26 protein-coding genes and 1 pseudogene are annotated in these 23,985 nt (G+C 59.4%); 4 read left to right on the plus strand and 23 right to left on the minus strand.

What is annotated here, in order from left to right:
• Positions 1–12 precede the first annotated feature (12 nt).
• The 22 genes from SADO_RS16950 to SADO_RS17055 form a co-directional block, all read right to left on the minus strand.
• Positions 13–693 (minus strand): c-type cytochrome, encoded by a 681-nt coding sequence (locus SADO_RS16950; RefSeq protein WP_353113585.1) that lies wholly within the window; start codon positions 691–693, stop codon positions 13–15.
• Between the two features lie 761 nt (positions 694–1,454).
• Positions 1,455–2,081: a protein-disulfide reductase DsbD domain-containing protein gene (locus SADO_RS16955; protein WP_353113587.1), complete on the minus strand. Its 627-nt coding sequence runs from the start codon at positions 2,079–2,081 to the stop codon at positions 1,455–1,457.
• The gene (locus SADO_RS16960) at positions 2,071–3,255 is read right to left on the minus strand and encodes a protein-disulfide reductase DsbD family protein (RefSeq protein ID WP_353113589.1); all 1,185 of its coding nucleotides are present in this window, start codon (positions 3,253–3,255) and stop codon (positions 2,071–2,073) included. The genes SADO_RS16955 and SADO_RS16960 overlap by 11 nt, the downstream gene beginning before the upstream one ends.
• Positions 3,252–4,121, minus strand: a complete 870-nt coding sequence (locus SADO_RS16965) for a TVP38/TMEM64 family protein (RefSeq protein ID WP_353113591.1) — start codon at positions 4,119–4,121, stop codon at positions 3,252–3,254. Before SADO_RS16965 ends, SADO_RS16960 begins: the two co-directional genes overlap by 4 nt.
• A 1-nt stretch (position 4,122) precedes the next feature.
• Positions 4,123–4,764, minus strand: a complete 642-nt coding sequence (locus SADO_RS16970; protein ID WP_353113593.1) for a class I SAM-dependent methyltransferase — start codon at positions 4,762–4,764, stop codon at positions 4,123–4,125.
• Positions 4,761–6,245, minus strand: coding sequence for a multicopper oxidase family protein (locus SADO_RS16975; RefSeq protein WP_353113595.1), 1,485 nt, complete (start codon positions 6,243–6,245; stop codon positions 4,761–4,763). Before SADO_RS16975 ends, SADO_RS16970 begins: the two co-directional genes overlap by 4 nt.
• Before the next feature lie 111 nt (positions 6,246–6,356).
• The gene (gene lgt, locus SADO_RS16980) at positions 6,357–7,211 is read right to left on the minus strand and encodes a prolipoprotein diacylglyceryl transferase (RefSeq protein ID WP_353113597.1); all 855 of its coding nucleotides are present in this window, start codon (positions 7,209–7,211) and stop codon (positions 6,357–6,359) included.
• Positions 7,212–7,263: 52 nt separating this feature from the next.
• Positions 7,264–7,515, minus strand: a complete 252-nt coding sequence (locus tag SADO_RS16985) for a hypothetical protein (protein ID WP_353113599.1) — start codon at positions 7,513–7,515, stop codon at positions 7,264–7,266.
• A 163-nt stretch (positions 7,516–7,678) separates the two neighbouring features.
• Positions 7,679–8,314: a peroxiredoxin gene (locus SADO_RS16990; protein ID WP_353113601.1), complete on the minus strand. Its 636-nt coding sequence runs from the start codon at positions 8,312–8,314 to the stop codon at positions 7,679–7,681.
• A gap of 69 nt (positions 8,315–8,383) precedes the next feature.
• The gene (locus SADO_RS16995) at positions 8,384–8,674 is read right to left on the minus strand and encodes a hypothetical protein (protein ID WP_353113603.1); all 291 of its coding nucleotides are present in this window, start codon (positions 8,672–8,674) and stop codon (positions 8,384–8,386) included.
• Between the two features lie 3 nt (positions 8,675–8,677).
• Positions 8,678–9,007, minus strand: coding sequence for a hypothetical protein (locus SADO_RS17000; RefSeq protein WP_353113605.1), 330 nt, complete (start codon positions 9,005–9,007; stop codon positions 8,678–8,680).
• A 33-nt stretch (positions 9,008–9,040) separates the two neighbouring features.
• A complete protein-coding gene (locus tag SADO_RS17005) occupies positions 9,041–9,481 on the minus strand; it encodes a DUF411 domain-containing protein (protein ID WP_293625796.1) in 441 nt (146 codons plus the stop codon).
• An 887-nt stretch (positions 9,482–10,368) separates the two neighbouring features.
• Positions 10,369–12,792 carry a heavy metal translocating P-type ATPase gene (locus SADO_RS17010; protein WP_353113607.1) on the minus strand — a complete coding sequence of 808 codons (2,424 nt, stop codon included), beginning with the start codon at positions 12,790–12,792 and terminating at the stop codon, positions 10,369–10,371.
• Positions 12,793–12,867: 75 nt separating this feature from the next.
• Positions 12,868–13,035 carry a GDCCVxC domain-containing (seleno)protein gene (locus SADO_RS17015; protein WP_353113609.1) on the minus strand — a complete coding sequence of 56 codons (168 nt, stop codon included), beginning with the start codon at positions 13,033–13,035 and terminating at the stop codon, positions 12,868–12,870.
• A gap of 64 nt (positions 13,036–13,099) precedes the next feature.
• Entirely contained in the window at positions 13,100–13,747 is a 648-nt protein-coding gene (locus SADO_RS17020; protein WP_353113611.1) for a cytochrome c biogenesis protein CcdA, read from the minus strand.
• Between the two features lie 3 nt (positions 13,748–13,750).
• The gene (locus tag SADO_RS17025; protein WP_353113613.1) at positions 13,751–13,969 is read right to left on the minus strand and encodes a heavy-metal-associated domain-containing protein; all 219 of its coding nucleotides are present in this window, start codon (positions 13,967–13,969) and stop codon (positions 13,751–13,753) included.
• Positions 13,970–14,100: 131 nt separating this feature from the next.
• Complete coding sequence (locus SADO_RS17030; RefSeq protein ID WP_353113631.1) at positions 14,101–14,502, minus strand: MerR family transcriptional regulator; 402 nt, start codon at positions 14,500–14,502, stop codon at positions 14,101–14,103.
• A 243-nt stretch (positions 14,503–14,745) separates the two neighbouring features.
• Positions 14,746–15,108 carry a hypothetical protein gene (locus SADO_RS17035; RefSeq protein ID WP_353113615.1) on the minus strand — a complete coding sequence of 121 codons (363 nt, stop codon included), beginning with the start codon at positions 15,106–15,108 and terminating at the stop codon, positions 14,746–14,748.
• Between the two features lie 1,282 nt (positions 15,109–16,390).
• On the minus strand, positions 16,391–16,591 hold the full coding sequence (locus SADO_RS17040) for a heavy-metal-associated domain-containing protein (RefSeq protein WP_293625789.1): 201 nt from the start codon (positions 16,589–16,591) through the stop codon (positions 16,391–16,393).
• A gap of 143 nt (positions 16,592–16,734) precedes the next feature.
• Positions 16,735–17,424: a class I SAM-dependent methyltransferase gene (locus tag SADO_RS17045; RefSeq protein WP_293625788.1), complete on the minus strand. Its 690-nt coding sequence runs from the start codon at positions 17,422–17,424 to the stop codon at positions 16,735–16,737.
• 17 nt (positions 17,425–17,441) lie between these two features.
• A complete protein-coding gene (locus SADO_RS17050; RefSeq protein ID WP_293625787.1) occupies positions 17,442–17,909 on the minus strand; it encodes a nuclear transport factor 2 family protein in 468 nt (155 codons plus the stop codon).
• Between the two features lie 139 nt (positions 17,910–18,048).
• Positions 18,049–18,198, minus strand: a complete 150-nt coding sequence (locus SADO_RS17055; protein WP_353113619.1) for a hypothetical protein — start codon at positions 18,196–18,198, stop codon at positions 18,049–18,051.
• Between the two features lie 804 nt (positions 18,199–19,002).
• On the opposite strand from SADO_RS17055, the gene SADO_RS17060 reads away from it, so the two are divergent.
• The 4 genes from SADO_RS17060 to cueR all read left to right on the plus strand — a co-directional run bounded on the left by SADO_RS17060 (position 19,003) and on the right by cueR (position 23,048).
• Positions 19,003–21,558, plus strand: a complete 2,556-nt coding sequence (locus SADO_RS17060; protein ID WP_293625786.1) for a heavy metal translocating P-type ATPase — start codon at positions 19,003–19,005, stop codon at positions 21,556–21,558.
• Between the two features lie 103 nt (positions 21,559–21,661).
• Positions 21,662–22,210: an FAD-binding oxidoreductase gene (locus SADO_RS17065; RefSeq protein ID WP_353113621.1), complete on the plus strand. Its 549-nt coding sequence runs from the start codon at positions 21,662–21,664 to the stop codon at positions 22,208–22,210.
• A gap of 17 nt (positions 22,211–22,227) precedes the next feature.
• Positions 22,228–22,593, plus strand: a complete 366-nt coding sequence (locus SADO_RS17070; RefSeq protein ID WP_353113623.1) for a ferredoxin reductase domain-containing protein — start codon at positions 22,228–22,230, stop codon at positions 22,591–22,593.
• A gap of 32 nt (positions 22,594–22,625) precedes the next feature.
• Positions 22,626–23,048, plus strand: coding sequence for a Cu(I)-responsive transcriptional regulator (cueR, locus tag SADO_RS17075; RefSeq protein WP_353113625.1), 423 nt, complete (start codon positions 22,626–22,628; stop codon positions 23,046–23,048).
• A 202-nt stretch (positions 23,049–23,250) separates the two neighbouring features.
• Here the strand turns inward: cueR and SADO_RS17080 are convergent.
• Positions 23,251–23,522: pseudogene (locus tag SADO_RS17080) on the minus strand (leucyl aminopeptidase); the annotation flags it as partial.
• Between the last annotated feature and the right edge of the window lie 463 nt (positions 23,523–23,985).

Genomic DNA, 23,985 nt, shown 5'->3' on the forward strand with positions numbered 1-23,985 from the left:
ACGGTTTCGCGACTAGTGTGAGTGTCCATCCTCTTGACCGGCGGCTGAGTCGACGCGGTCTTCGGCCGACGCGTGGTCACCGTCGCGCGAGCCATGGCCATGAGCGTTATCGTGGCCTTTGCTCGAACCGGTCGTTGCGTCAAGTTCGTGTGTCTGACGCCCGCCGTCGTGGCCGGTCCCGCCACCGCCGGAGTGATGCCCCACGCCGCTGCCTTCGGCACGGGCCAGAAGGCGGTCATATTCGGCCGCCGACATGTCGGGTAATTTCTCGACGAATGCGGTCATCGCCCACATGTCCTCGTCGCTATGCGATCCACCCCAAGCCGGCATCCCAGATGCCTTGATGCCGTGCTTGATCACCCAGAATATTTCGCCGGCGCTTTTCTCCTCGGCGGCGTGGGTGAGCTCCGGCGGCCGGGGATACATCCCCCGTGCCGCCACGGATTGCCGACGCCCGGGCGGCGCATGGCACTCGCTGCACATGGCTTCGAAGTTGGCTGCGCCGGCCAGTAACTGATCTTCGGAGCCCAACTCGGGCGCCTCGATGCCGGAGGCCTGCTGTTCGATCGATTTATGAACAGTTTGGCTTAAGGCCCAGCGCGTCACGGGCCAATGTTTACTCGTGGCTGCCACGTTGTAGGCTCCAGAATAAATAATTCCGGCCGCGGCGCCGCCCGCAATGAGCAAGCTCACGGCTAATGTCGCAGCAACAATCTTGAAAGTTCGCAATTTGCGTCTCCGTCGGAACGGTGACGCAGCAACTTATCCTAAGGCGTATTTATCGAGATCAGCACCATTCATAATGGTGCCCGATAAACCCCTGGAAGCTGCAACCACCGTCCAAATTGATGTTCGGTGCATGGCAGATGCACCTAAAGCTTCAATTAGACGCGAATAGACGGCGGGCGATAGGGGGGATGTTTGAACCCAGGTGCGGCTGAACCAGGCGCACGACTTACCAAGAGCGCTGGAGGGGGGGACAGCGCATCAGTTGGGAAGCTGGTGTCGACCGCACTTGACGAGCAGTGGCCCATGACAGTGCAGCAGCATCGATCATGGGATGGGGAGTCGCCACTACCCGCTTGGTGCTTTGCCGCGTGCGAATGCTCGCTGACCGCAACACCTGGGCTCGTAGAAGTAGACGCGGATTTTTCTGCGCTAGCGTGCTCAGAACCATGCAGACAGGATATCCCCGGTACGCCCGCTTGGGCGACCAAGGCCTGTAACAGCAAAATTAGAACCAAAAAGGCACGCATGGCTATGACTATATCAAAATAGGCTGCTCTGACAACGGTTTTTGATTGACATTTATTTGTTCACACAAAAATGGTTTTCGAGGTCAGCCAATTTAGGTGGGTCTAAGGAGCGAGACGATTTATGCGAGTTCGCCACCTCTCCAGGGCTCGTGTTGCCGCAGCTGTCAGCACCAATGGCTTATGAAGAGTCTAGCCGACTCAGGGTAGCGATGGAGTCATGGCGTCAGGAATTGACGTAGAAATCGTTGAGGGCGGAAGGCAAAGCCCCGAGTCGTTACAGGCTTGTACCACGGCTTGAACGATAGGTTGATCTCGGGCGGCTGCTTCACCCAGAGTAGCCGTCAACTCGACGTTTCCCGAATACACCCGAATCGGCTCTTCAAGGCCGACGTCGAGTTCATCGCCAAAGGGGTATGCAAGGTTGGTAGATAACATGGAGCCATCCGCAAGTACTTCGATCTCGGTCGGTATAAGGAAATCGAAAGATGCAGGATTGGCATTGATGTGCCACCCCGAATCGATTTCGAGTTCTATTTTGATCGTATCGGCTTCGCGTGATGCCTGTAGACTCACGTGAGCCGCGCTAAATTGCCGTGTTCGAGCGGGGCCCGATTGCGCGACCGTCGATGATTCTGGTGCGGCATAGAAGTCAATGACGTCTCGTTTGCTATCCCGTTTATCAGCAGCCGATGGGTTGGTCAGCGACTGCTCATCGGATTCCGTCGTCGGCACAGTCCATTGCCAGAAAAGAAAAGACCCGCTTATCACGATCGCGATGAATGTTGGAAACAGCCAAGTGAGTATGAAAGTCTTGCTAGTCGACACGCGTCTGCTCCCCACTGGTTTCAATGGCTGTTTTCAAGGTGTTTACGGTAAATAAATCGGGTAGGCGTCGGTGCACGGTGCCATCGGGGGTCAAGATGACGGCGAAGGGCAGCCCGGCCCCACCGAAGGAGCGCAGGTAAGCGTCCAGCGCAGCGTCCGGCCGCGTCAGATCGGCACGGAGGACGTGCATGCCGGCTGTATCGACGGCTCGCGCGATCGCGATGTCCGCGTACACGGTTTGTTCCAGAACCTTGCAGTTGATGCACCAGTTCGCCGTAAACTCGACAAGCACCGGCGCGCCGGCCGTGCGGGCCTCGATCAGTGCGCGCTCTGTTAGCGGCTGCCAAGGCAACTCATGGCGCGCGCCGGCCTCTTGCTCAAGGCCGAGCGTGACGCCGCCGGCCACGCCCGCCACCAAGACCAACGCCGGTACCAAACGCGCGCCAAATCCGGGTCCAACCACCAATGTCCGGAACAACCAGAAAGCCACGGCACCGAGCCAAGCCGTCCACAGCAGGGTGCTGACACGCTCCGCGAGTACGGTAGTCGCGAAAAAAGTTGCGCCGGCCAGAAGAATCAAACCCATAACCTGCTGCACGCGCAATAACCACGCGCCGCCGCGCGGTATTCGTGTAAGCAGTCCGGGATGTGTCAACAGAACGAGATAGGGCAGGGCCAATCCAACGCCCACCGCCATGAACAACACAAAAATCGTGCTCGGCGCCTGAGTGAGAGCAAACGCCATGACGCCGCCCAGGAAAGGCCCTGTGCAGGGCGCAGACAAGACCGCAGCCAGGAAACCGGCAAAGTAAGGTTCTGCGTAGCCGTTGCCCTGGAGTCGATAAACCCATTGCGGCGGCTGTACGCCACGCCCCGCGAGGCTGTAAACCCCGAGGCCAGCGAGCAGGAACGCCAAGGCCGCACGAAACCAGGTGGCTTGGAACAGCGTGCCCCAAGTCCAATTCAGCCACGCCGTCGCCAGCGCCAGACCGCCAAAGAACGTGAGCGTCCCGGCCAGCAATGCAGCGCCGGCCAAGGCGCGTTGGCGAGCGCCGTTGCCGACCACGCGCGCGATGCTGCGTATCTTGATGGGTAGCGCTGGCAGTACGCACGGTGTGAGATTGAGAAGCACGCCGGCTGCCGTGGCGAGCAGCACATTCGTCCAGATCGTCATTGCGGTGCGTCGCTCCGCGCGTCATATCGCGCTGAGGTCCCGGTCTGTCGTTTCGGGTCGTGCCTTTTAATCGCGCGCCGGGCAAAGCGGACTGCTACCAGCAAAAGCAGCAAAAGCAGCAAGACGACACTGCCAACAATCCATATATAAAGCGGCAGCTCCAGCGCTTGACTGCCAACCAATACGCTGAGCACGGTCAACGGCAATATGCCGAGCCCGGTCGTCCCGATGAATAGCAAGCGTGGCACGCCAGCGAGTCCCGCCGCATAGTTGATCAGATTGAACGACACGATAGGCAAAAAACGCGCGACGAGCAGCGGCGCGATACCGATGTTCAATGCAAACGTATCCAGGCGAGCGCGGTAACGGGTAGGGATAAGACGTCGCCGCGCGGCCGGACCCAAACCGCGCGCGAGTTCGTAGCTCGCGATCGCGCCGAGCATTGCACCGATCCAGGTAATCGCCACGCCCAGCCAGGGGCCGAAAGCGACGCCGTTGGCGATAGCGATCACTTCGGCCGGAAACGGGACAAAGGAATGGGCCACCATCAGGGCGATGGAGGCGAGCGGCGCCCAGAATCCGGCTTGAGCCATCAGAGCGCGCAGCCCCTCGCTGCTGAAATCGATCCCCAGCAGGCTGTATTCGATAAGACACCACAGAATGACACTATCGATGACGCAGAGGCCGGCGGCCAGTACGCCACCCGCCGCCAGCAGCCAGTTGCTCGATGCCGAACGGTTGTTTGCGGCGGCCACCAATCGCCGCAACGCAAAGACCAGTACGAGCAGACCGATTACCGCCAGCGCCAGACACAGCCAGAGCAGACTCGCAGTCATTTCCATATTCATATGAACCGATTGAGACATGTCATATGGACTTAACCCGCGTTCGAGCAAAGCGAGCGGTTATAAGCCCCCATAACCAGTTGATTTTGTATTGGTCCACGTCGACCGTAGCGAAACCGGCGCTTTCAACCCGTTCTACGTGCTCCTGCGCTCGGTAAACCCGGCTGTGGGCACGACCGGTCAGTTGTAGGTATCGATCGAGCAAACGACACATGAGGTAGTCGCTAGACCAATCCGTGATGACCAGTTGACCGCCAGGCCGAAGAACCCGGAGGATCTCGGTCAGTGCCTTGTCAGGGCGGTAGAGATAGTGAAACACGCTGCACGATACGACGACATCGAATTGCGCGTCGGCAAATGGGAGTCGTTCGGCCCACCCCTGACGTAAATCGACGGTGGAAGATAGCTCGCGGCGCGCCATAGCCAGCATCTCGAACACCGGATCGACGCCACAGAGTTGCGGGGGCGGGTGGATCGCGCAAAGACGCTGGAGCAGGGCGCCGGTACCGCAGCCGATGTCGAGCACGCGATCCTGTGGACGCAAAAACAGACGCGCGAGTGTCTCGCGCGTGGTCGCCTTAATATAGAACGACGACTTCGCGTCGTAGCCGCCGGCGAGGCGAGCGTACTCGGCGGCGACTGCGTTTCGCGAGCAAGCCGTCACGCGCGCACTCGGTAATAGCGCATCATGCCGTTGTCCTCGTGCTCCATGTTGTGGCAGTGATAGAGATAGAGACCGTCGAAATCGGTGAAGGTGAGCGCGATGCGTACCCGCTCGCCGGGGAGCACCAGCACGGTATCGTGCTGGCCGGTATCCACAAGCCCCGCCTCGAGTTCTGACCAGCCGCGCTGACGGTCGATCCGTTTGCGTTCGATTACCGCGAATTGCAGACCGTGCACATGCATGGGGTGCGGCATCATGCTGGCGTTGACGAACTCCCAGATTTCGGTGTCGCCCAAGGTTACGACTTCGTCATCGGCCACGGTCGTGCCTTCGAATTGGCGGCCGTTAATGGCGAAGCCGCGCATCATTTTCATCGTCAAATCAAAGGTTCGTATCGGTGTATCCGGGGTGACGGGCGGCGTTTTCAGGCCGCTGTCCAAGACCTCGGGTAGCGGCTGCCCATCGTGCGCGCGATGCGTAACTCGCAGGGGCAACAGTTCGAATCGGGCACCGGCGGGCAACCTGGATCCGCCCATGCCACCCATGCCGCCCATCATCCCGGAGAGGTACTGATCGCTGACAAGGGCGAGTTGTTCGCCGACTCTGGCTTCGGACAGGTCCACCCACAGATCGACCCGCTGCGCCGGGGCCAGGGTCACGTAAGGATATCGTTGCGGCGCAGCGAGTAGCCCGCCGCCGGTGCCGATGACGGTCACCGGCCGGCCGTCGCTCCAGGCCAGCTTGTAGATACGCGCGTTTGAGCCATTGAGGATTCGCAGGCGATAAGGCTGAGTGCCGATTTCGCGGGTTTCCGGCGGGCGGCCATTGACCAGAACACGATTGCCTAAAAAACCGCGCATCATCGATCCCATGCCGCCAACAAAGGTTAGTTCGTTGTCGCCGGCGAAACTGCGGTCCTGCAGTACCAGAACCATTTCCTGCTCGCCGCCGGGCAGATCGAGTGCGCGTTCGGTCTCGTCCTCGATGATCAAGGGGCCGGCAAGCCCAGCATAGCTCTGAAAGCCTACGCGCCCACCGTTGGGTCCGTGCGGGTGCGGGTGATACCAGTACAATCCCGCCCGGTCGTCCACGTCAAAGGCGACGGTCGTGGATTCGCCCGGCTTAATCGGCAGGCGCGGCTGGCCGTCGACATTCGGCGGCACGTGCAGGCCGTGCCAGTGGACTGTGGTGTCCTCGGGAAGTCGGTTTTCCAGCCGGGCGCGAACACGCTGGCCACGGCGCAGCCGAATCAGCGGTCCAGGATAGCTTTCGCCGATGGACGCGAGCGTATCTGGCGGCCCTTCGGCCAAGGCCCCTCTGTAATACCAGACCTCGCTGGGCGTCCCGGGCAGTATGGGCACCGTGCCCGATTGGGCGCTCAGCCGAAAATCCACGTCAAACGGACCCTGTTCAACGTCACGATGAGCCGACGCAGGCAGGTTGCTGCCTGCGGTCGTTTCATTGTCGCAGCCGGCAAGCAAGAACGTGGGTGATAGAGCCGAAACGCCTGCAAGGCCGCCGATACGGCCGAGAAGCCTTCGGCGTGATCTATCGATACGCTTCATACGATTCCTCATCGTTCGCGGTTCCGGCTATTCATTATGATGTGTCGTGCTGACTTGGCCGATACCCCGAGGGCTAGAACCTGGCATGTGGTGCGAATCGCGTCTGGGCCGCAAGTAGGCCAGTGAAATCAGGACCAGACCTGCAACGATCATTGGCGCTGAATAGACCTGTCCGAGCGTCATCCAGCCGAACGCCACGAAGCCCGCAAACGGATCCGGCTGCCGGAAGAACTCGATGAAGAACCGAAAACAGCCATAACCCAGTAGGAATGCGCCTGAGATCGCCATGCGCGGACGTGGCTTGCGGGCAACTATCCAAAGAATTATGAACAGCGCCAGCCCCTCAAGAGACGCCTCGTAAAGCTCCGACGGGTGACGCGGCAACCTGTCGACGTACGGATAAATCATCGCCCACGGCACATCTGTGACGCGTCCGTACAGCTCGCCGTTGATGAAGTTGCCGATGCGCCCAAAGAACAGCCCAATGGGCACGATCGGTGCGATGAAGTCGGTAACGTCGAAGAAATGCTTTTGGATACGCCAAGCGAACCAGCCAGAAGCAACAAACACTCCTAGCATGCCGCCGTGGAACGACATGCCGCCGTCCCACACATAGAACACATGTAGCGGATGGGCGAAAAAATAGCTTGGCTGATAAAACAACGCATAACCGAGGCGACCGCCCAGCACGACGCCGAGCACAGCATAAACCAGGAAGTCACCGACCTCTTCGCTTGACCAGTTTATATGCGCCATTTTCGTTCGGCGAACAGCCAAGGCCCAGCCGACGTGAAAGCTCAGCAGATACATCAGGCCGTACCAGTGAACTTCCAAAGGCCCGATGGAAAACGCGACCGAATTTATCGACGGGTTTATAAACATGGGAAGTGGCTTTTCAATGATTCACTGCGACAAATAACAAAGGACTTCCGGTCTAATTGCGTGTGCTGCGCAGGTATTTCACAAGTGACAGGGTAGCGAGCACGAGCATCACGAAGATGAGCAGTAGGAAGAGCAATCCGAATATCATCATGGGTCCGCCCATCATGCTGCACTGCATCATTGAGCCGCTGCTCATCATTCCACCCTCACCCATTCGGCCGGGGCCGGACTGTTGCGCTGCACTCGCGATGTTGGAGAAGAAAACCGCTAGCAGCATTGACGAAAAAGTCGCGAATATTTTCACAATTCTGTCTCCTGGCAACCACCGCTAATATCTAGCCAATTACCGGGCGACGCGCGCGATCGCGTAGTTTCTTTGCACATATTGCGGGTTGCATCCGACAGGCAGATAAAGCCCCGAATACAGCGTATCGCGCGTATTCGGGGCGACGAGGTGAGCTAGCCGCTTACTTGTTCGGCTGCTTGGTCATGCGCAAGTAGGGCTTAAGCTCGTTCCAGCCGTTCGGGAAGTGCTTTTCGGCCTCCTCGTTGGACAGCGCGGGCGAAACGATCACGTCGTCGCCGTCCTGCCAGTTCGCCGGCGTGGTGACCTTGTAGTTGTCGGTTAGCTGCAGCGAATCAATCACACGCAGGATCTCGTCGAAGTTGCGGCCGGCGCTCTTCGGGTAGGTCAGTGTCATGCGGATCTTCTTGTTCGCATCGATGATGAACACGCTGCGCACGGTCGACGTATCGCCCGCGTTCGGGTGGATCATGTCGTAGAGTTCGGCGACCTTGCGATCTGTATCGCCGATGATCGGAAAGTTAACGGCCTGACCCTGCGTTTCCTCGATATCGGCCGCCCAACGCTTGTGATCTTCTACCGAATCCACGGACACGACGATCGCTTTCACGCCACGCTTGGCGAAGCGTTCCGTAAGTCCGCCGACCGCGCCCAGCTCGGTCGTGCAGACCGGCGTGAAATCGGCCGGATGCGACATCAGCATGCCCCAGCCGTCGCCCAGCCATTCATGGAAATCGATCTGGCCTTCAGTAGTGTCGGCCGTGAAATTCGGTGCGGTATCGCCTAGACGTAGGCTCATTTTCGTACTCCTGTTCGATGAAGAAGAGGCCGGCGACCCCACAGCGGGTGGCCGCCGGCGCGTTGGTGTTTAGCCCTTGTTGGCTGGACTGTCCGGGCTGTCCATATTCTCCATCTTGCTCTGCATCATCTCGTTGCAGGTTTCCATCATGTCGGTCATCTGACCCATCATTTTCATCATGGGCATGCCGCCATCGCCCATCATGCCCATGCCATGGCCCTTGCCGTCCTGGCCTTGCATCATGTGCCCCATATGGTTCCCGGATGCCGACTGGCTGTCGTCGCTTTGCGCGGCGGCGAATACGGCGGGTACGGCCGCGACCAGGGCGGCGGCGATAATCATTTTTACTTTTGTATGCATGGTCTAGTCCTCTTTGGATTGTGCGGAAGGTGCGCTCGACGGCGTGGTCTGCTCTAAATAACGGTTCCGCTTGTTTGGCTCCTGCCGGGCCGTTGCATCATCAGTAGGCTTCGGCCGCATGCTCCACATCATCCAGCCCATCATGATCATGCAGGGCAGGGTGAACAGCAGCGGCGCGATTCCGACAGCCACCACCCAGTTCCAGTTGAATAAGAGCCCGAGCGCCGCGGCGGCGAGGCCGCCCACAAGGATGCTGCGTGGCTCAAGCCATCGTCTGGCCAAATGACGGGAGTCGGATGACGAAGTCGATTCTTCGGAATGACAGCTTTTCATCGTTGTTTACCTCGGTAATTTGTGCACACAGGTTCAATACGTCGTGTAAACGTCTCCATCCAGTGTTTTGATGACGAACGGTTCGCTCTTCTTGCCAGGCATGCCCGGCGAGCCGCTTGGCATCCCCGGCAGCGTAATACCGCGGATATCGGGTTTTTCGCGCAGCAATTTGGCGACGATCGGCTCGGGCACGTGACCGACGACGACGTAGTCGCCGATGAGGGTGGTATGACAGGACGACAACGCTGGTTCTACGTCGTGCTTTCTGTTCAGGGCCGCCATATCGTCGGTGTCGAGCACTTCCACGTCATACCCCTTGTTACCGAGATAGTCGGCGTACTGCTCACAGCACATGCAGCCGGGGTTGTGGTAGAGGCGGGCCGTTACAGGCGCTGCTATAGCCACGCCGGTCGAGACAAAAAGGACAAGCATAAGCGTCAGGCGCGCCATGCTCGCTTTGCGTGATTGGATCATGGGATAACTCCACGGGATCTAGAGAGCCGGAGAGCCGTTTGGCGCGCATACGACAGAATGGGTTGGTCGCATGACGCGCCAGAACAGACCGCAGGAGCGCGGAATGTACAGGCTCAGCCGAGATTCGTGACGCCCTCAGGCGTCGATCAGATCAAACGTGGAAAGCTCGAGGCGGGAAAGGGTCGGGCCCTTCGAGTTGGCGCCCCAGATGCGTTTCGATATGAAACGTGGGGAACGCAGATGGCTGAGGTGTAACCCCAGCAGGATCATGCCCGACATAAGCCATCATGCCGCAGATGGCGATTGCGCAAGTAGAAGTCGCTGCTGTGGAATGCTGCGAATTGGTGGTGTCAGCCTTACACAACGTGCAGTCACTTGCCGCAGCCTCAGCCGGCATTGTCCACGCCATAACTGCTGGACTGGCCAGCACGCTGGTGAATACCAGCATCACGATCAGCACGTGGAGCAAGTGGACTTTCACAATGCGAATATAAGCCACACTTCTTCCGCAAACAATACCCGGAGTGGGGTACGGGGTCATTATTTTTTGCGACGAGCGGCGCGAGCAATACGGCGTCTATTGGAAATGGCCCGACCCTCGTACATGTAACTCATGGCTTCGATCCTTTTATGTGGCCGGTTTCCAGATGTGTGCAGTCAAAGCTCGCCTGGGTGATCAAAGCTTGGATCGGGCGATCCAGATGACAGTCGCCGCTAAGCCCGTGATCAGCGCGACCAGCCGATACCAACCTGCAGAACTCCGCGCCTTGCGCGCCCGACACCAACCGCCGTCGATAGAAGGTCAGTTAGCGGTTGCGCATAGCTATATGACAAAGCCCGGTTAATATTACGTTTTTATAGAGACCCATTACTGAGTTCAGATGTCGCTAAGCGTCTACGCTCGCAACGGCATCGAAGAACATTGCCGGCCGCTGCCAAAGCGAATTGACGAAGATCGCGGTTACACTGGCAGCCATGGCCACCATGGCCCAGACTGGATAGATCAAGCCCGTGGCGGCCAATGGAATGCCGATGCCATTGAACAAAAAGGCCAAGCTCACGTTCTGCAGCATTTTGCGATAACCCCACCGGCTTATTTCCCAGGCGGTGATCACTGCCCCGAGCTGACCGTTCAAAATGATGATATCAGCCGCATCGATGGCGATGTCGGTGCCTGAGCCCATGGCGATACCGATATCGGCCTGCATGAGCGCCGGTGCATCGTTGATGCCATCGCCGACCATCGCAAGACGTGCGTTGCGCTGCATGGCGCGTAAGCGCTCGGCCTTCTGATCGGGGAGGACCCCTGCATACACGTCGTCGATGCCGGCGCGCTGGCCGATATGCCGTGCGGTTCGTTCATTGTCGCCCGTAAGCATCGCAGTGCGAATGCCCACGCCATGCAGCCGGGCTATGGTATCGACAGTATCGGCGCGCAACGCGTCACCGAGCGCGATTGCACCAAGCAACCGATCGCCGCGGGCTACGACGACCACTGTGTGGCCCTGTTGTTCGGCAGCGTCGATACGTTCCTGCAAAACGTCCAAGGCAATCCCGGCGCTGCTTAGAAAGGCCGGGCTGCCGACTCGCACGGACTCGCCGTCAACCCACGCCGTCACACCGCGGCCGGACTCGGCGTGGAAGTCCTCGACGTCCGGAAAATCCAGCCCACGTTCGAGCGCGGCCTCCACGACTGCCCGGCCCAGCGGATGCTCCGAGGCAGCTTCCACCGCAGCGGCGAAGGCCAGCAGGGTGTCGTCATTGCCGTTGATGCCGTGAATCGAACGCACTGCCGGCCGGCCTTCGGTTAGGGTGCCGGTCTTGTCGAACACCACGGTATCGATCTTGCGCAAGGCCTGGAAGGCCTCCCCGGTACGCATCAAGACACCCTTGTCTGCGGCCTCACCGGCGCCACGCACGATCGACAGGGGCGCAGATATGCCGACCGCGCAGGGGTAGCCCATTACCAGCACTGTGAGTGCTGCGAATATAGCTCGCTGGAGTTCGGCATCGACGCCGAAGGCTAGCGGGCCGAGGATCCAGCCCAGAAACGCGAGTGCGGAAATCATGAGTACCGTAGGCGTATAAACTTGTAGCACCCGATCGACGATATGCAGCAACCCCGGCTTGAGCGCACGGGCGTCTTCCACGCTGGATATCACTTGATGGAGAAAGCTCTCGTCCCCGACTGCAGTAACCCGGATCAGCAAGGTTCCATTATTGTTGATGGCGCCCCCGACGATTTGATCGCCGGCGGCTTTTTCCACGGGCATCGGCTCGCCGGTAATCAACGATTCGTCCACTGCAGAACTGCCGTCGATTACCTCGCCGTCGACCGGAATGCGCTCGCCTGGGCGCACGCGGACCTGCATGTTCGCTTCAACCTGCGTGATCGGTCGCTCTTGCTCGCCATCTTCGGTTACCACTTGTGCGGTTTCCGGCTGCAGATCCAGCAGTCGTTTGACCGACTGCGCGCTACGCGTTTTGACGATCAGCGATAGCCATTCGGAAAACAAATGGTAGGTCAGCACCATCACCGAAACCGCGAAAAACGCTGCGGTCGGATAACCCGGCGGTTGTGTTACCAGCCCTATCGCGCCGCCTATTAAGCCAGCGAAAGCACCGATTTCGACGAGGACGTGCTGATTGAGGATGCCACGGCGCAGCGCCTGAACAGCCATGACCAACATATGCCGGGCCAGCCCGAACATGAGGACGAGTGCGAGCGCCGCGACCAGCATCGGCTCGTAGTCGGCCAGCATGCCGCTCACGCGCAGCGCAAACAGGATCATTCCGCCGGCGGCGAGAACGGCGCTGCCGGCCAGCGCGATCGCGTGGCCGCGGCCTCGCAGCACGGCATAGCCAAAGCCGATCAAACTGATGTAGACCAGCGCTGACAGGCCCAGAGTCCAAGCGCTGGTGGTATCGACGATCAGACCCACCGCAGCCAGACTCAGTGTCAGCGCTGCCAAGAAGCGGTTGCGTTCGAGCGCCAACGCCTGTTCTTGGCGCTCGAAGGGTTCCACCTTGCGCGGGTCACTCAGGGTATAGCCGATCTGCTGGAGGGTGCCCATAAGGGTGGCGGCGTCGGTCTCGCCGCTGTCGTATTCCACGAGCGCCTGCTCGTGGGTCAGGCTAACAGCCACCCGTTGCACGCCGCGCTTGGCCCTCAGCGCTCGCTCGATGGTGCCGGTACACAACGAGCAATGCAGCCCGCCGATGTGGGCGCGTACGCGGCGGATGCCGGAATCACCGGCGGTTTCCTCGCTCCATGGGTGGAATTGGTCGGAATTTGCGGTTGCCTCGTTCATGGCATCACCTCTTCATGGAGCTGGCGCGGTCCGATGCGTGTTCGTCCCAGCATGAGCAGTTGCCGTCCTTCCATACTATTTAAGACAGGGCATCGATCCGTGAGAGCAGTACACGGGACGCAGCGATGCACCGCAGCCGCCGCACTCATAAAAGTACAAACTGGCGTCGGCTGGCACGGTTTCCTGGGCCTGCCGTCCGCAGGCCGGACAAACCAACGTGGTTTCCAGAATCACGGTATGCATATGCACTTCACGGGCGATTCTCGTGTCGAAATGAGGGCCGTATAGATGCTCGCAACACACGACCTTACAACGCCAGTCCGATAGACCAGACCCCGAGCAGGACGAGCACTGCGCCCGTGATGCGGGGCATCCGTGCAGCGAATCGCGCGATCGTATTCAACAACCGACGTCCACGTCGGGTGACCACCGCGAGCACAAGCGGGCTGGACAACGCGAGTCCAAAGATCAACAGGGACACGCCGCCATAGGCTATCCCGCCCCCGGAGGCGACTTGAGCTGCGGCGCCGCCGATTAAGACTGCGAGCAACGGAGCAGCACAAGCAGGGATATTTAAGCCAAACAACACGCCGAGCGCGGCGCCACTGGATGTCGTCGGTACGCGCGGCAGCAATCGGTCGCTTTGGCGGATAAGCCACGACGTACCGCCGGCCAAGTAAGTTAGCCCTAGTAGGAGGTAAAGGCTACCTAGAGCCATCCACAAGCCGTGCTGAAAAGCTACTAGTTGCGCGCCGATCGTCGCCGCGAGTACGCCGAGTCCAGCCATTAACGCGGCACGTACCAGGGAGAATACGAGTGTTTGATACAGCTGTTCGCGGGCTGGTAGCCGGTCTAAATACTTTAAAAAAAGGAGATGGCTTCCAACCGAGCAGGGCTCTACAAAGCCAAGCAGGCCCAAGCTCGCAGCGAGTGCGAGAAATGCCAGGTCTTCCATCGCTTACGACGTCGAGGATATGGCGGTGTAGCCAGCTTTTCGTATGGCCTCGACTATGGCATCGGAGGGCGATTCCGCTGCGTCGTGTGCCACGCGCGCCTCGTGTGCGTCCAATGAAACCGAACAGCCTCTAACGCCGGGTTGCTGCTCGATAACGGTCTTCACAATTTGCGCACAACCATTGCAATGCATGCCAATGATGTTAAGCGTAGTGGTTTGCATAGGCGGCTCCTTGTCTTTGGTCCGCAGCCTGTTGTCAGCTGTGCATAGAGAACCATTGCAAAAGAGCGTACGACCTAGAGTTGACTCTAGGTCAAGAATTATTTACCGCCTCAAAATCATTGTTATTGGGATTACTTGGTCGGAGCGTCGAACCGATCGATTATTGGGCAACCCTGACCGCTGGCTTCGCATCGTTGCAATAGGTTTCCGAGTTCCTGTTGAAGCAGATTCAACTCGGCTATCCGAGCTTGGACATCCCTTAGTTTTTGCTGGGTCAAACGCGCAACCTCAGGCCGGGCAGCGTCGCGGCAGCTTCGTGATTCGAGCAAGACCCTGATTTCGTCTAGAGAGAAATCACAGCGTTGGGCGCGTTGGATGAAACGCAGACGCCGCAGGTCTCGCGCTGCAAAATGTCGTCGTCCTTGACTATCCCGTGCAACAGGGGGTAGCAGACCAATTTTTTCGTAATAGCGCAGCGTGTCGACAGACATGCCGAGTGTGCATGCGGTTTTGCCAATGGTGGAGATAGGAATACCCCTTCTTAATCAGAAGCGACCCAACGAACGCGCCGCCTATATGTGTTCACAGGGTGGGAGGGTGATGCTTCCGGTCTAGATTTTCGGGTTTTGACAGAAATCAAGACTGAATTCTGAACGCACTGGGGATGTCCGCCTTAACCCGACAGCTGGCGTGTGATTGCGAGAAGGGAGAAAAGGGGGCGGGCAAAAGCCGCCCCCTTTTATTAAGCGACCTTATAGGTGTCTCAATACCTAGAGTCAGTCGCGATTATGAGGCCCGGCGTGAATATGCGCCTGCGGATCAGTGTGATCCTCGCCTTCCAGGCTTTTCTTTTGTGATTCACTTGAAGAGCCTTTACTCGACGTCTGCCCACTTTTGGCGGAGTGGTCAATTACGTCGTAGTCGTCGGCACTTCTAGGGCCGGAGCTCGTCGAGCCTGGAGGATTACCTGTCTTGGACTCGCTATTGATCGCTGCAGCGGCGTGTGTTTTTCCAGAAGCCGCAGAGCTACTCGATTCCGTTTCATGCCCCGGGTTAGCGTTGGCTGAAGCAAATATCGAGCTACCCAGGACTAGAGAGGCAGCAATAAACACGCGCGATTTGGCTTTTGAGATACGCATAATTCTGATTCCTATGATCTATACAGACTATCGGCTGGAACGTAACGTGCGTTGGCCAGCCTGGATAGCTTTGGGCCACGAACTACGTTCATAGCAGCGCGGGTGCGACGCGAGCGCAAGGCCCAATCAGGTTTAAATAGAACCTTAACTGGCCTCAGCGTGTAGTCGCTGTAACTACATTGAGATTAGGGTGCCGCGGCGGGAGGGCGATATGGCGGTGATGTGAATCCGCTGCCAACCTCGGCCTTATAAAGGGCGGCGAGGCTTTGCGAAGAGTAATAATTTGTTTTAAATAAAAAAGTGCTGACGCCTATAGCACTGGCTGCGCAATGGCCTACAGATGTGCACTGATAGTGTTTGTGGCTCTCACTAATGCCTTGAAGTTTCTTATTGGTATTACGTAGCGTACTTGATGACGTATGACCGGCTGTGAGTTGCGCATGGGACCCGGCGAACTGAGTCGAAGCGCGTGAGGGCGTGAGTCCGCTAGCCTGCACGGAAAATGTGAGCAGTAGAATACACATAGCGAACAGGACACGCATACAACAGAAACTAGAGTCGATCACGCTAAAAATCAAGAGCTTGATGATATTAGGAGGAAGTGCCTTTGCGCGCCACTCCGCAGGCAGCCGAACTGATTAGATACTAAGCATAACTCATCAGGCACCGCACACCATGCAGTTTTGTAAAGTTGTTGCCAGCATAGGCTCATTCGGCTCGACTGCATCCCCGGGCTGCAATGCAGTCGGTCGTTGGGAATCCCTCATTTCTGCTGATGCTGCAGGCTGCCGAACCAGCCTGATCTTCGGCGCGACCGCGATTGGGAGGACATTGCGCCCGCTCGACTTGATGCGAGCGTGTTTTCGTGGCTTGGATTGGCCCGCTGCATCGGCTTCGTGCTCTGGGTCGGTGAACAGGTCTGGCTGACCGATTTCGCTGTATTGCTATTGGGCTTGCTGTTGGCGCGTTGGCTGCCGCCTTTCGAAGCATCCACGAGGATCGACAAATCGCCGGGTTGATCGTTGGGCCTGCGGATGTGTTCACGACGCTGCCTGTGGTCTAAACGCCCGGCGGATGGTAGGGCCGTCACGCATACGGCTCGGATTGATATTGATAACACCATTTGATGGTGGCTCGATCGTCACGTCGGCCATGGCTACGACTAAGCGCTATCTATTCGTTGTGGCGTTGACGTCATCGATTCGTGGAAACGCCGCAAAAAGCTCGCCCCACGTCGGAGGGAAAAACGCCGGGGCGAGACGCCGCGTCAACAGGTCACACGTTAAGCGAGGGGCTCAGCTTCATAACCGGCTGAACCCATAGCCTGACGCAGTTGCTCGTTACTTACGGTACTCTGGATTGCAACCACCTTGCCTGCCAGATCGACGCTCACAGTCGCGTCCGGGTCAGTGTCTTCGATCACGCGAGTGATCGTTCCGACGCAGTGTTCACAGGACATGTCTTCAACTGAAAAACGTTTCATTTGTTACTCCCGATTTACAGACAGGCGTCTAAGGTCTGGGTTCCCACGGTTGGAATGTCAAGTATGTCGCTAGCTTGATGGTCGTACTATGTTCGACCTACGGTCATTTTGCCGCCTACCGTCGGGGATACGCTCTAGCGTGCTCAAGGATCGGAAAGCAACGGTTTTGCGACGAATATAATTGAGGCGGGTCGGTTGTGGCGCGTGTCTATCGGTTCTATCACTTCTTGTAGCTTTAGTTGATGGTCGCGAAACAGGTTTAACCAGTTGGCCAGGGTGCGGAAATACCAAGGTGCACCTTCCAGTGGGTTACGCTCCGGTGCGATTTGGCCGCTCGCGCGCCAGCCGTCCTCGTAGGTTTGGCCGCTCGCACATAGGGCAACCGGGTGCAGTGTTTGCACGATAAAATGGCTCTTCGAGGCCAAAAGAGATCTGGCTGCGGCGAAAACGGTTTCGACTGACGTTTCGCCGAGTAGGGAGAAATTGCAGACGATCACATCCGGCGGACTTGGGCACGTGAAGTTTACGAGCGTCTCGTGCGCTACGATGTGGAATTCTCCGCCGCCAAGTTCTCGGGCATGGCGAATAAGCGTCGGACTAGCATCAGTGCCGGTAACCGTTACGCCAGCGGAGGCGAGCTGGCGCGCCAGCCAGCCCTCGCCACAACCCACATCGAGCACGTGCGCGGGATGATGACGGAGTACGGTGTGTAACACCGCCTGATCCGTGACCAGCCGGCGACTTTCGATCCTGCGCTCACGAACCAGGCGCGACCACCAGTCCGCATGGTCTGACCAAGCATCGATGATGCCATCGTCGCTACGTGCATACATATTTCGACGACGTTCGGCTACAGGCCCAGGTCCGTCAGGCCTGGATGGCCCCCGGGGCGTGGCCCTTGTGGCCAAAGAAAGCGGCGATCGCCGTCTTTGATCGGCACGTCGTTGATGCTGGCCTCGCGGCGGCGCATCAGGCCGTTGTCGTCGAACTCCCACTGTTCGTTGCCGTAGCTGCGAAACCACTGACCCGACGCGTCCTGGCACTCGTACTGGAACCGTACGGCGATGCGGCGCTCGCCGTAGGCCCAGAGCTCCTTGATCAGCCGGTACCCGCGCTCGCGCTCCCATTTCTGTGTCAGAAATCGAACGATGGCCTCGCGGCCGGCGAAAAAATCCGAGCGGTTGTGCCAGACGCTGTCCGGCGTATAGGCCAGGGACACTTTTTCCGGATCGCATGTGTTCCAAGCGTTCTCGGCGGCCCGAACTTTTTTCTTTGCCGCATCCAGGGTGAACGGGGGAATGGGTAGTTTTGTTTCCATGGTAGTCCTCGCTGAGAACGGTGGCGCGGCGCGAGTAGTTGGGTTCTGCTAACGGGCAAACGAGGCCGATATCAATCGTTCACCGCGGGATCTTTCTTTGTCTTTTCACCGTGCTTGAGTTCCTGATGGCGCTGTGGGTTCATGGATGGCACTTGCCGGAGGAATGCCGCAACGCCGCAAACGTCTCTGTCGGTATGCGTGGAACCAGGGCGATCATGGCCGTCACCTTGATGCCGCCCTTGATGATCCAGAACAGGCCCTTGTCGGTCCACCACATTCGGGACTGCAAGCTTCGGGGCGCAGGGGGCGTTCACCATCCAGGGTCGGTCTTTTTCCTCGAGCCGTGTGGCCGGTCACGCAGGCGCTGTCGTACCCGTGGAACCTTGTGTAGAACGCCGGATCGTCTGAGTCGATACCCTCGGGCTTGGTGACGTCGTTGGCACGCGCGTGCACAAAACTTTCCATCGCTGGAGCGCAGCGACCAGGCGGAGGTCGTCGCTGCGGCTTCGTGACACCCCCGTCGGTCAAACCCGAATCCATGATAGTCAGCCCGTCGACCAACGAAGGCCGACGTTGCCAAAACGCCAGTACAAGTGGCGCATCGCGAAGCCCCGATGATTAGATATTCAGTGACTCAACGCTACGCGTTACCACCATTGTAAGGTCAAGCGGGTGCCATGGGCTCCGGTCAAAGCGCCAGACACGAGCCGTGATCAGCGACATGCAAGCGTCCGGCACTCGCTGGTGCTTTGACGCGATCTGATGATTCAGACAACTGGGTTACGACTCGCGCTTGGCAACCAGTCGCTGCCAGGGTGTGCGTGCCTCGGGTGCCGATTTAAGCGGCTGCAGCGCCCCAGCGACGATCAGCTTGCACCGAACGTTTAAAAAAACGGTTCGTGATGCTATGCCAGCCAACGCGTCAATGCAGCTGCAGGCCACTGTACGCTCATTCGTGGGACACGCTCGACGAAAACCCTTGAAACCCTCTTGGGTTCGTCTCGAGTACGAAACAAAACCCGGCGCTTGACATTCCAATTGTTGGAAGGTTGAAAATCCGCATACGTACAGTCCCAGTAGCGGAGAAACGACCATGGCATCGACCCAACCGTTGAATGATCGGGATGTGTCGGCCGCGCCCGCAAGCAGTGGCACGCTGAGCATCAGCATTGCCGGCATGAGCTGCGCGTCCTGTGTCGGGCGTGTGGAAAAAGCGCTGCGCGGTGTCGATTACGTCGAGGCCGCGAACGTAAACCTCGCGACCGAGCGCGCCGAGCTCACCTTCTCGTCCGCGCCTGACACCACAGCCATCCAGAACGCTGTGGAGGGTGCCGGTTACACGGTCGTCGACGAGACAACCGAGCTGACGATCGAAGGCATGAGTTGCGCGTCCTGCGTGGCGCGCATCGAAAAAGCGCTGGCTGCCGTGCCGGGGGTGTTGGCAGTGCACGTAAATCTCGCCACCGAGAAAGCGCAGGTGCGCCATGTCGCCGGCCTGGTCGACGCCGATCGACTGACGGGCGCGGTCGCCGATGCCGGCTATGCAGCCCGAGCGGTTGCGGACAGCGCCAGTGGCGATCAACAGGCCCGGGCGCGAACCGAGGAAATCAGCGCGCTCAAGCGCAGCATCCTGCTGGCCGGCGCGGCAACCCTGCCGATCTTCGTGCTCGAGATGGGCGGTCATGTCTTCGTGGGCCTGCACGAATGGCTGATGGCCACACTCGGCCAGCAGAGCAAATTCTATCTGTTCTTCGTGCTCGCGAGTCTGGTGCAGTTCGGCCCGGGTCTGAGATTCTACAAGAAAGGCTGGCCGGCCTTGGTGCGCGGCGGGCCCGACATGAACTCGCTGGTCATGCTGGGCACCAGTGCCGCCTACGGCTACTCGCTGGTCGCGACCTTCCTACCGAGTGTATTGCCCCAGGGCACGGTCAACGTCTACTACGAGGCCTCGGCCATGATCGTGACCCTGATCCTGATCGGGCGCTACATGGAGGCGCTCAGCAAGGGCCGCACCAGCGAGGCGATCAAACGTCTGATGACCTTGCAGGCGAAAACCGCGCGAGTCATTCGTGACGGCGAGCCCGTCGAGGTCGCGCTCGAGGACGTTCAGGTCGACGACATCGTGCAGGTGCGCCCGGGCGAGAGAGTGCCGGTGGACGGTGAGTTGACCGAAGGCACGTCTTACGTCGACGAATCCATGATCACGGGCGAACCGGTGCCGGTGCAGAAGCATTCCGGGGCCGAGGTCGTGGGCGGCACTATCAACAAGACCGGCAGTTTCAGTTTCCGCGCCACCAAGGTTGGCGGTGACACCATGCTGGCGCAGATCATCAAGATGGTGGAAGCCGCGCAGGGCGCCAAGCTGCCGATCCAGGCGCTGGTTGATCGCGTGACGGGCGTGTTCGTGCCGACCGTGCTCGCGGCGGCCGCGTTGACGTTCGCGGTGTGGCTCGCTTTCGGGCCCACGCCCGCGCTGACCTTTGCGCTGGTCAACGCGGTGGCCGTGCTCATCATCGCCTGCCCGTGCGCCATGGGGCTGGCCACGCCGACCTCGATCATGGTTGGCACTGGCCGCGCCGCGGAGATGGGCGTGCTGTTCCGAAAGGGCGAGGCGCTGCAGAGCCTGCGCGATATCGACACCATCGCGCTCGACAAGACCGGCACCCTTACCAAGGGGCGCCCCGAATTGACTGATCTGGTGGCCGCCGACGGCTTCGCACGCGACGACGTGCTGCAAACTGTCGCCGCGGTCGAGGCGCACTCCGAGCATCCGGTAGCCGGGGCGATCGTCGACGCCGCGCGCGCATCCGGCGCATCGCGCCTGAAGGCCGTAAACTTCGAGGCGATCCCCGGATATGGCGTGTCGGCCGCCGTCGACGGCCGAACCGTCGGGATCGGCGCGGACCGTTTCATGCGCCAGCTCGGGCTGGATGTAACCGTCTTCGCCGAGAGTGCGAGCCGTCTGGCCGACGAAGGCAAGACACCGCTTTATGCCGCGATCGACGGCCGCCTGGCGGCGATTATCGCCGTGGCCGATCCGATCAAGGACTCGACGCCGAGCGCCATCGAGGCGCTGCACCGCCTGGGTCTGCGCGTGGCCATGATCACCGGCGACAACCAGCGTACGGCCGAGGCTATCGCCCGGCGGCTGGGGATCGACGAGGTCATTGCCGAGGTGTTGCCCTATGGCAAGGTCAAGGCGGTCAAGCGTCTGCGCGAGGGCGGCCGCCGGCTGGCCTTCGTCGGCGACGGCATCAACGATGCGCCGGCGCTCGCCGAGGCCGATGTCGGCCTGGCTATCGGCACGGGTACCGATGTGGCGATCGAAAGCGCCGACGTGGTGCTGATGTCCGGCGACTTGCGCAACGTGCCCAACGCCATCGGCTTGTCGCGGGCCACCATCCGCAATATCAAGGAGAACTTGTTCTGGGCGTTTGCTTACAACGCCAGCCTGATTCCGGTGGCAGCCGGCCTGCTATACCCGTTCTACGGGCTGCTGCTATCGCCGATCTTCGCGGCAGCCGCGATGGCGCTGTCCAGCGTGTTCGTGCTGGGCAACGCGCTGCGGCTGCGCCGGTTCGCCCCGCTCATGGGCTTGGGAAACGAAACCCCGCAGCATGCGCCCGAAGCCGCCGCCGCGGCACGATAACCGCGATCGATCGGGAGCGATTATCATGTCGAGAACCGTCACCATCCAATCTGCCGACGCCGAAATCACGGTCCCGGCCGGCGACACCATCCTGTGAACGGCTTTGGATGCCGGCATCGATTACCCGCAAGGCCGTCGCTCCGGGCGGTGCGAGGCCTGCAAGCCGCGCTTGATTTCCGGCGATGTGGCACTACTCGAACACACGAAGTTCGCGCTGTCGCCGGAAGAACGGACGAACGGCTTGATTCTGGCCTGTCGGGCACAACGACAAGCCGATGCCTGCGGAGCCTGGTTGGGCGGCGATGACGAGACCGCCGAACACCCGTGCCAGACACTGCGATGCCGGGTCGCGCAGCTCGAGGACGCAACGCGCGATATCAAGCGCGTCGTTCTTGAGGTGGTCGACGTCCCGCCGCTAGCGTATTCCGCCGGTCAGTATGTTCGGGTCACGTTTCCTGAGGCGCTCACCCGCGATTACTCGATGGCCGCGTGCCCCGACAGCGGCGTGCTGGAATTTCACGTGCGCCGGACCGGCGGCGGGGCGACCAGCGAGCGGGTGGCCATGGCACTCTCGCTGGGCGACGAGGTGACGGTAGACGGCCGTACGGCGCCTCGTTTCTACGCGAGAAATATGCCGGGCCGATCGTGGTAATCGCCGGCGGCTCGGGCTTGGCGCCTATCAAGTCGATCGTGGACACAGCGCTCGTGCGCGGACTGCGCCAGCCGATCAATGTCTATCACGGCGTGCGCACACCGCGGGATATGTATTTCAAAGCACACTTCGAAGCCTTCGGTGAACGCTACGCTAATGTAACCCTTACACCAGTGCTTTCCGAGGCGAGCGGTATGCATGGCTGGCGAACCAGCTGGGTGACGGATGCCATCGGTGAGGACCTGAACGATCTCGACGGCTGGAAAGCCTACGTCGCCGGGCCGCCCGCCATGGTCGACGCGGCGCAAGATACGTTGACGCAGCGCGGCCTGAACGCCGATATGCTTTTTATGCCCGAATCGGAGGCGGCAGTTCGGGTGTAAGCCGTCGCGCCAAGCCACGTTAGGAGGCGACCATGAATATAGGACAAGCCGCGAAAGCCTCGGGCATCTCGGCTAAGATGATCCGCTATTACGAGCGCGTGGGCCTCATTCCAAAGGCCACGCGTACGCACTCTGGTTATCGCGTTTACACGGAAAAAGATGTTTATACCTTGAGCTTCATCCAGAAAGCGCGGGATCTGGGCTTCTCAGTCGAAAAAATGCATGAACTTCTATCTTTATGGCGCGATCGGGGGCGCACGAGCGCTGACGTTAAAGCCCTAGCCGTAGATCACATAGAGGCTTTAAAAGAAAAAATTGAGGCATTACAGGCTATGCACGAAACGCTTCGACACCTTGCGGATAACTGTCAAGGCGATGAACGGCCCGACTGCCCGATAATAGATAATTTATCCGATGGAGTCCGCGCGGACGAGTCGCGCTCTAAGTCATGTTGAGTATGTGGGAAGTTTGTCGTTGAAAAGATATGAGCAACTTTAGACTCCGGACGCAGCTGTAAAATAGACAGTCAGCGCAGTTGTGTGACCGTCGCCTATACGGCACGGAATTCGCGACTAAATTAGGTATCTGTCGTCAACGTGTTCTGCGCGATCGACCAGATACTGCACCAGCAGACCCACCGGGCGTCCGGTCGCGCCTTTTCTCGACATAAGTCAGCGCATCGGCCAGGGTCAGACGGCCTTCGGCGTCGGTGTTGAGGATTTCGACCGTCTGAACGGACATGCTAGTGAGGATATCGCCCGGCTTGTAGGCATTGCCGTCCGGCAGGTTTTCAGTGGAGGGCGCCACGCCGACCACGTTGATCGGCTGCCCAGTTCGGCGGCGGCCTGCACGGCGCCGAACACGCTGGCAGCGCCGCCCATGTCGTATTTCATCTCGTCCATGGCCACGCCCGGCTTGAGGCTGACGCCGTCCAGCGCCTCAACTTGCGTTGAAGGCTTGCGCCGATCGAAGATACCCACGACCACGCAGCCCACACGCTGCTTTTCCGGGTCGCCGCTTTTGACGAGATATTCCATGGAGTGCTGCGCCGAAACCTCAAAACGCTAGTTTTCGACCTACCCGCCAGACCCGAGCGTGCACAGCGGACCGCTTGGGATATGCGAAAGAACTGAAAACGCGGTGTCTATACAGCCTGTAGGCGCGATCAACCTACTTGGCATGGCACCCCATGCATTTTTGAAAGCTATATGTCTCGTGCGTTGTAGGCTCTAGCGACTCTTGATGTTCAAAGGTACCCGCGTTGGTTGCCGCCGTAATTAAGATTGGCCTCACTGCGACTAAACACCGCATTATTTTGACTTGCCCGTTATGTCCGAATCCGGCCCAGGCTGTGTGAAAACGCTCCCACCGGCTAAACTTCTCGCAGGCTAT

The organism is Salinisphaera dokdonensis CL-ES53 (assembly GCF_040361215.1).
GTDB lineage: Bacteria > Pseudomonadota > Gammaproteobacteria > Nevskiales > Salinisphaeraceae > Salinisphaera > Salinisphaera dokdonensis.

Excerpts from the sequence above, each read along its gene's own strand:
- SADO_RS17020 (WP_353113611.1), bottom strand. The coding sequence starts at position 13,747 with ATGGAAGACCTGGCATTTCTCGCACTCGCTGCGAGCTTGGGCCTGCTT.
- SADO_RS16960 (WP_353113589.1), bottom strand. The coding sequence starts at position 3,255 with ATGACGATCTGGACGAATGTGCTGCTCGCCACGGCAGCCGGCGTGCTT.
- cueR (WP_353113625.1), top strand. The coding sequence starts at position 22,626 with ATGAATATAGGACAAGCCGCGAAAGCCTCGGGCATCTCGGCTAAGATG.
- SADO_RS17025 (WP_353113613.1), bottom strand. The coding sequence starts at position 13,969 with ATGCAAACCACTACGCTTAACATCATTGGCATGCATTGCAATGGTTGT.
- SADO_RS17010 (WP_353113607.1), bottom strand. The coding sequence starts at position 12,792 with ATGAACGAGGCAACCGCAAATTCCGACCAATTCCACCCATGGAGCGAG.
- SADO_RS17000 (WP_353113605.1), bottom strand. The coding sequence starts at position 9,007 with ATGAAAAGCTGTCATTCCGAAGAATCGACTTCGTCATCCGACTCCCGT.
- SADO_RS16990 (WP_353113601.1), bottom strand. The coding sequence starts at position 8,314 with ATGAGCCTACGTCTAGGCGATACCGCACCGAATTTCACGGCCGACACT.
- SADO_RS17005 (WP_293625796.1), bottom strand. The coding sequence starts at position 9,481 with ATGATCCAATCACGCAAAGCGAGCATGGCGCGCCTGACGCTTATGCTT.
- SADO_RS17050 (WP_293625787.1), bottom strand. The coding sequence starts at position 17,909 with ATGGAAACAAAACTACCCATTCCCCCGTTCACCCTGGATGCGGCAAAG.
- SADO_RS16995 (WP_353113603.1), bottom strand. The coding sequence starts at position 8,674 with ATGCATACAAAAGTAAAAATGATTATCGCCGCCGCCCTGGTCGCGGCC.
- SADO_RS16965 (WP_353113591.1), bottom strand. The coding sequence starts at position 4,121 with ATGTCTCAATCGGTTCATATGAATATGGAAATGACTGCGAGTCTGCTC.
- SADO_RS17060 (WP_293625786.1), top strand. The coding sequence starts at position 19,003 with ATGGCATCGACCCAACCGTTGAATGATCGGGATGTGTCGGCCGCGCCC.
- lgt (WP_353113597.1), bottom strand. The coding sequence starts at position 7,211 with ATGTTTATAAACCCGTCGATAAATTCGGTCGCGTTTTCCATCGGGCCT.
- SADO_RS17040 (WP_293625789.1), bottom strand. The coding sequence starts at position 16,591 with ATGAAACGTTTTTCAGTTGAAGACATGTCCTGTGAACACTGCGTCGGA.
- SADO_RS17015 (WP_353113609.1), bottom strand. The coding sequence starts at position 13,035 with ATGCATACCGTGATTCTGGAAACCACGTTGGTTTGTCCGGCCTGCGGA.
- SADO_RS17045 (WP_293625788.1), bottom strand. The coding sequence starts at position 17,424 with ATGTATGCACGTAGCGACGATGGCATCATCGATGCTTGGTCAGACCAT.
- SADO_RS17035 (WP_353113615.1), bottom strand. The coding sequence starts at position 15,108 with ATGCGTATCTCAAAAGCCAAATCGCGCGTGTTTATTGCTGCCTCTCTA.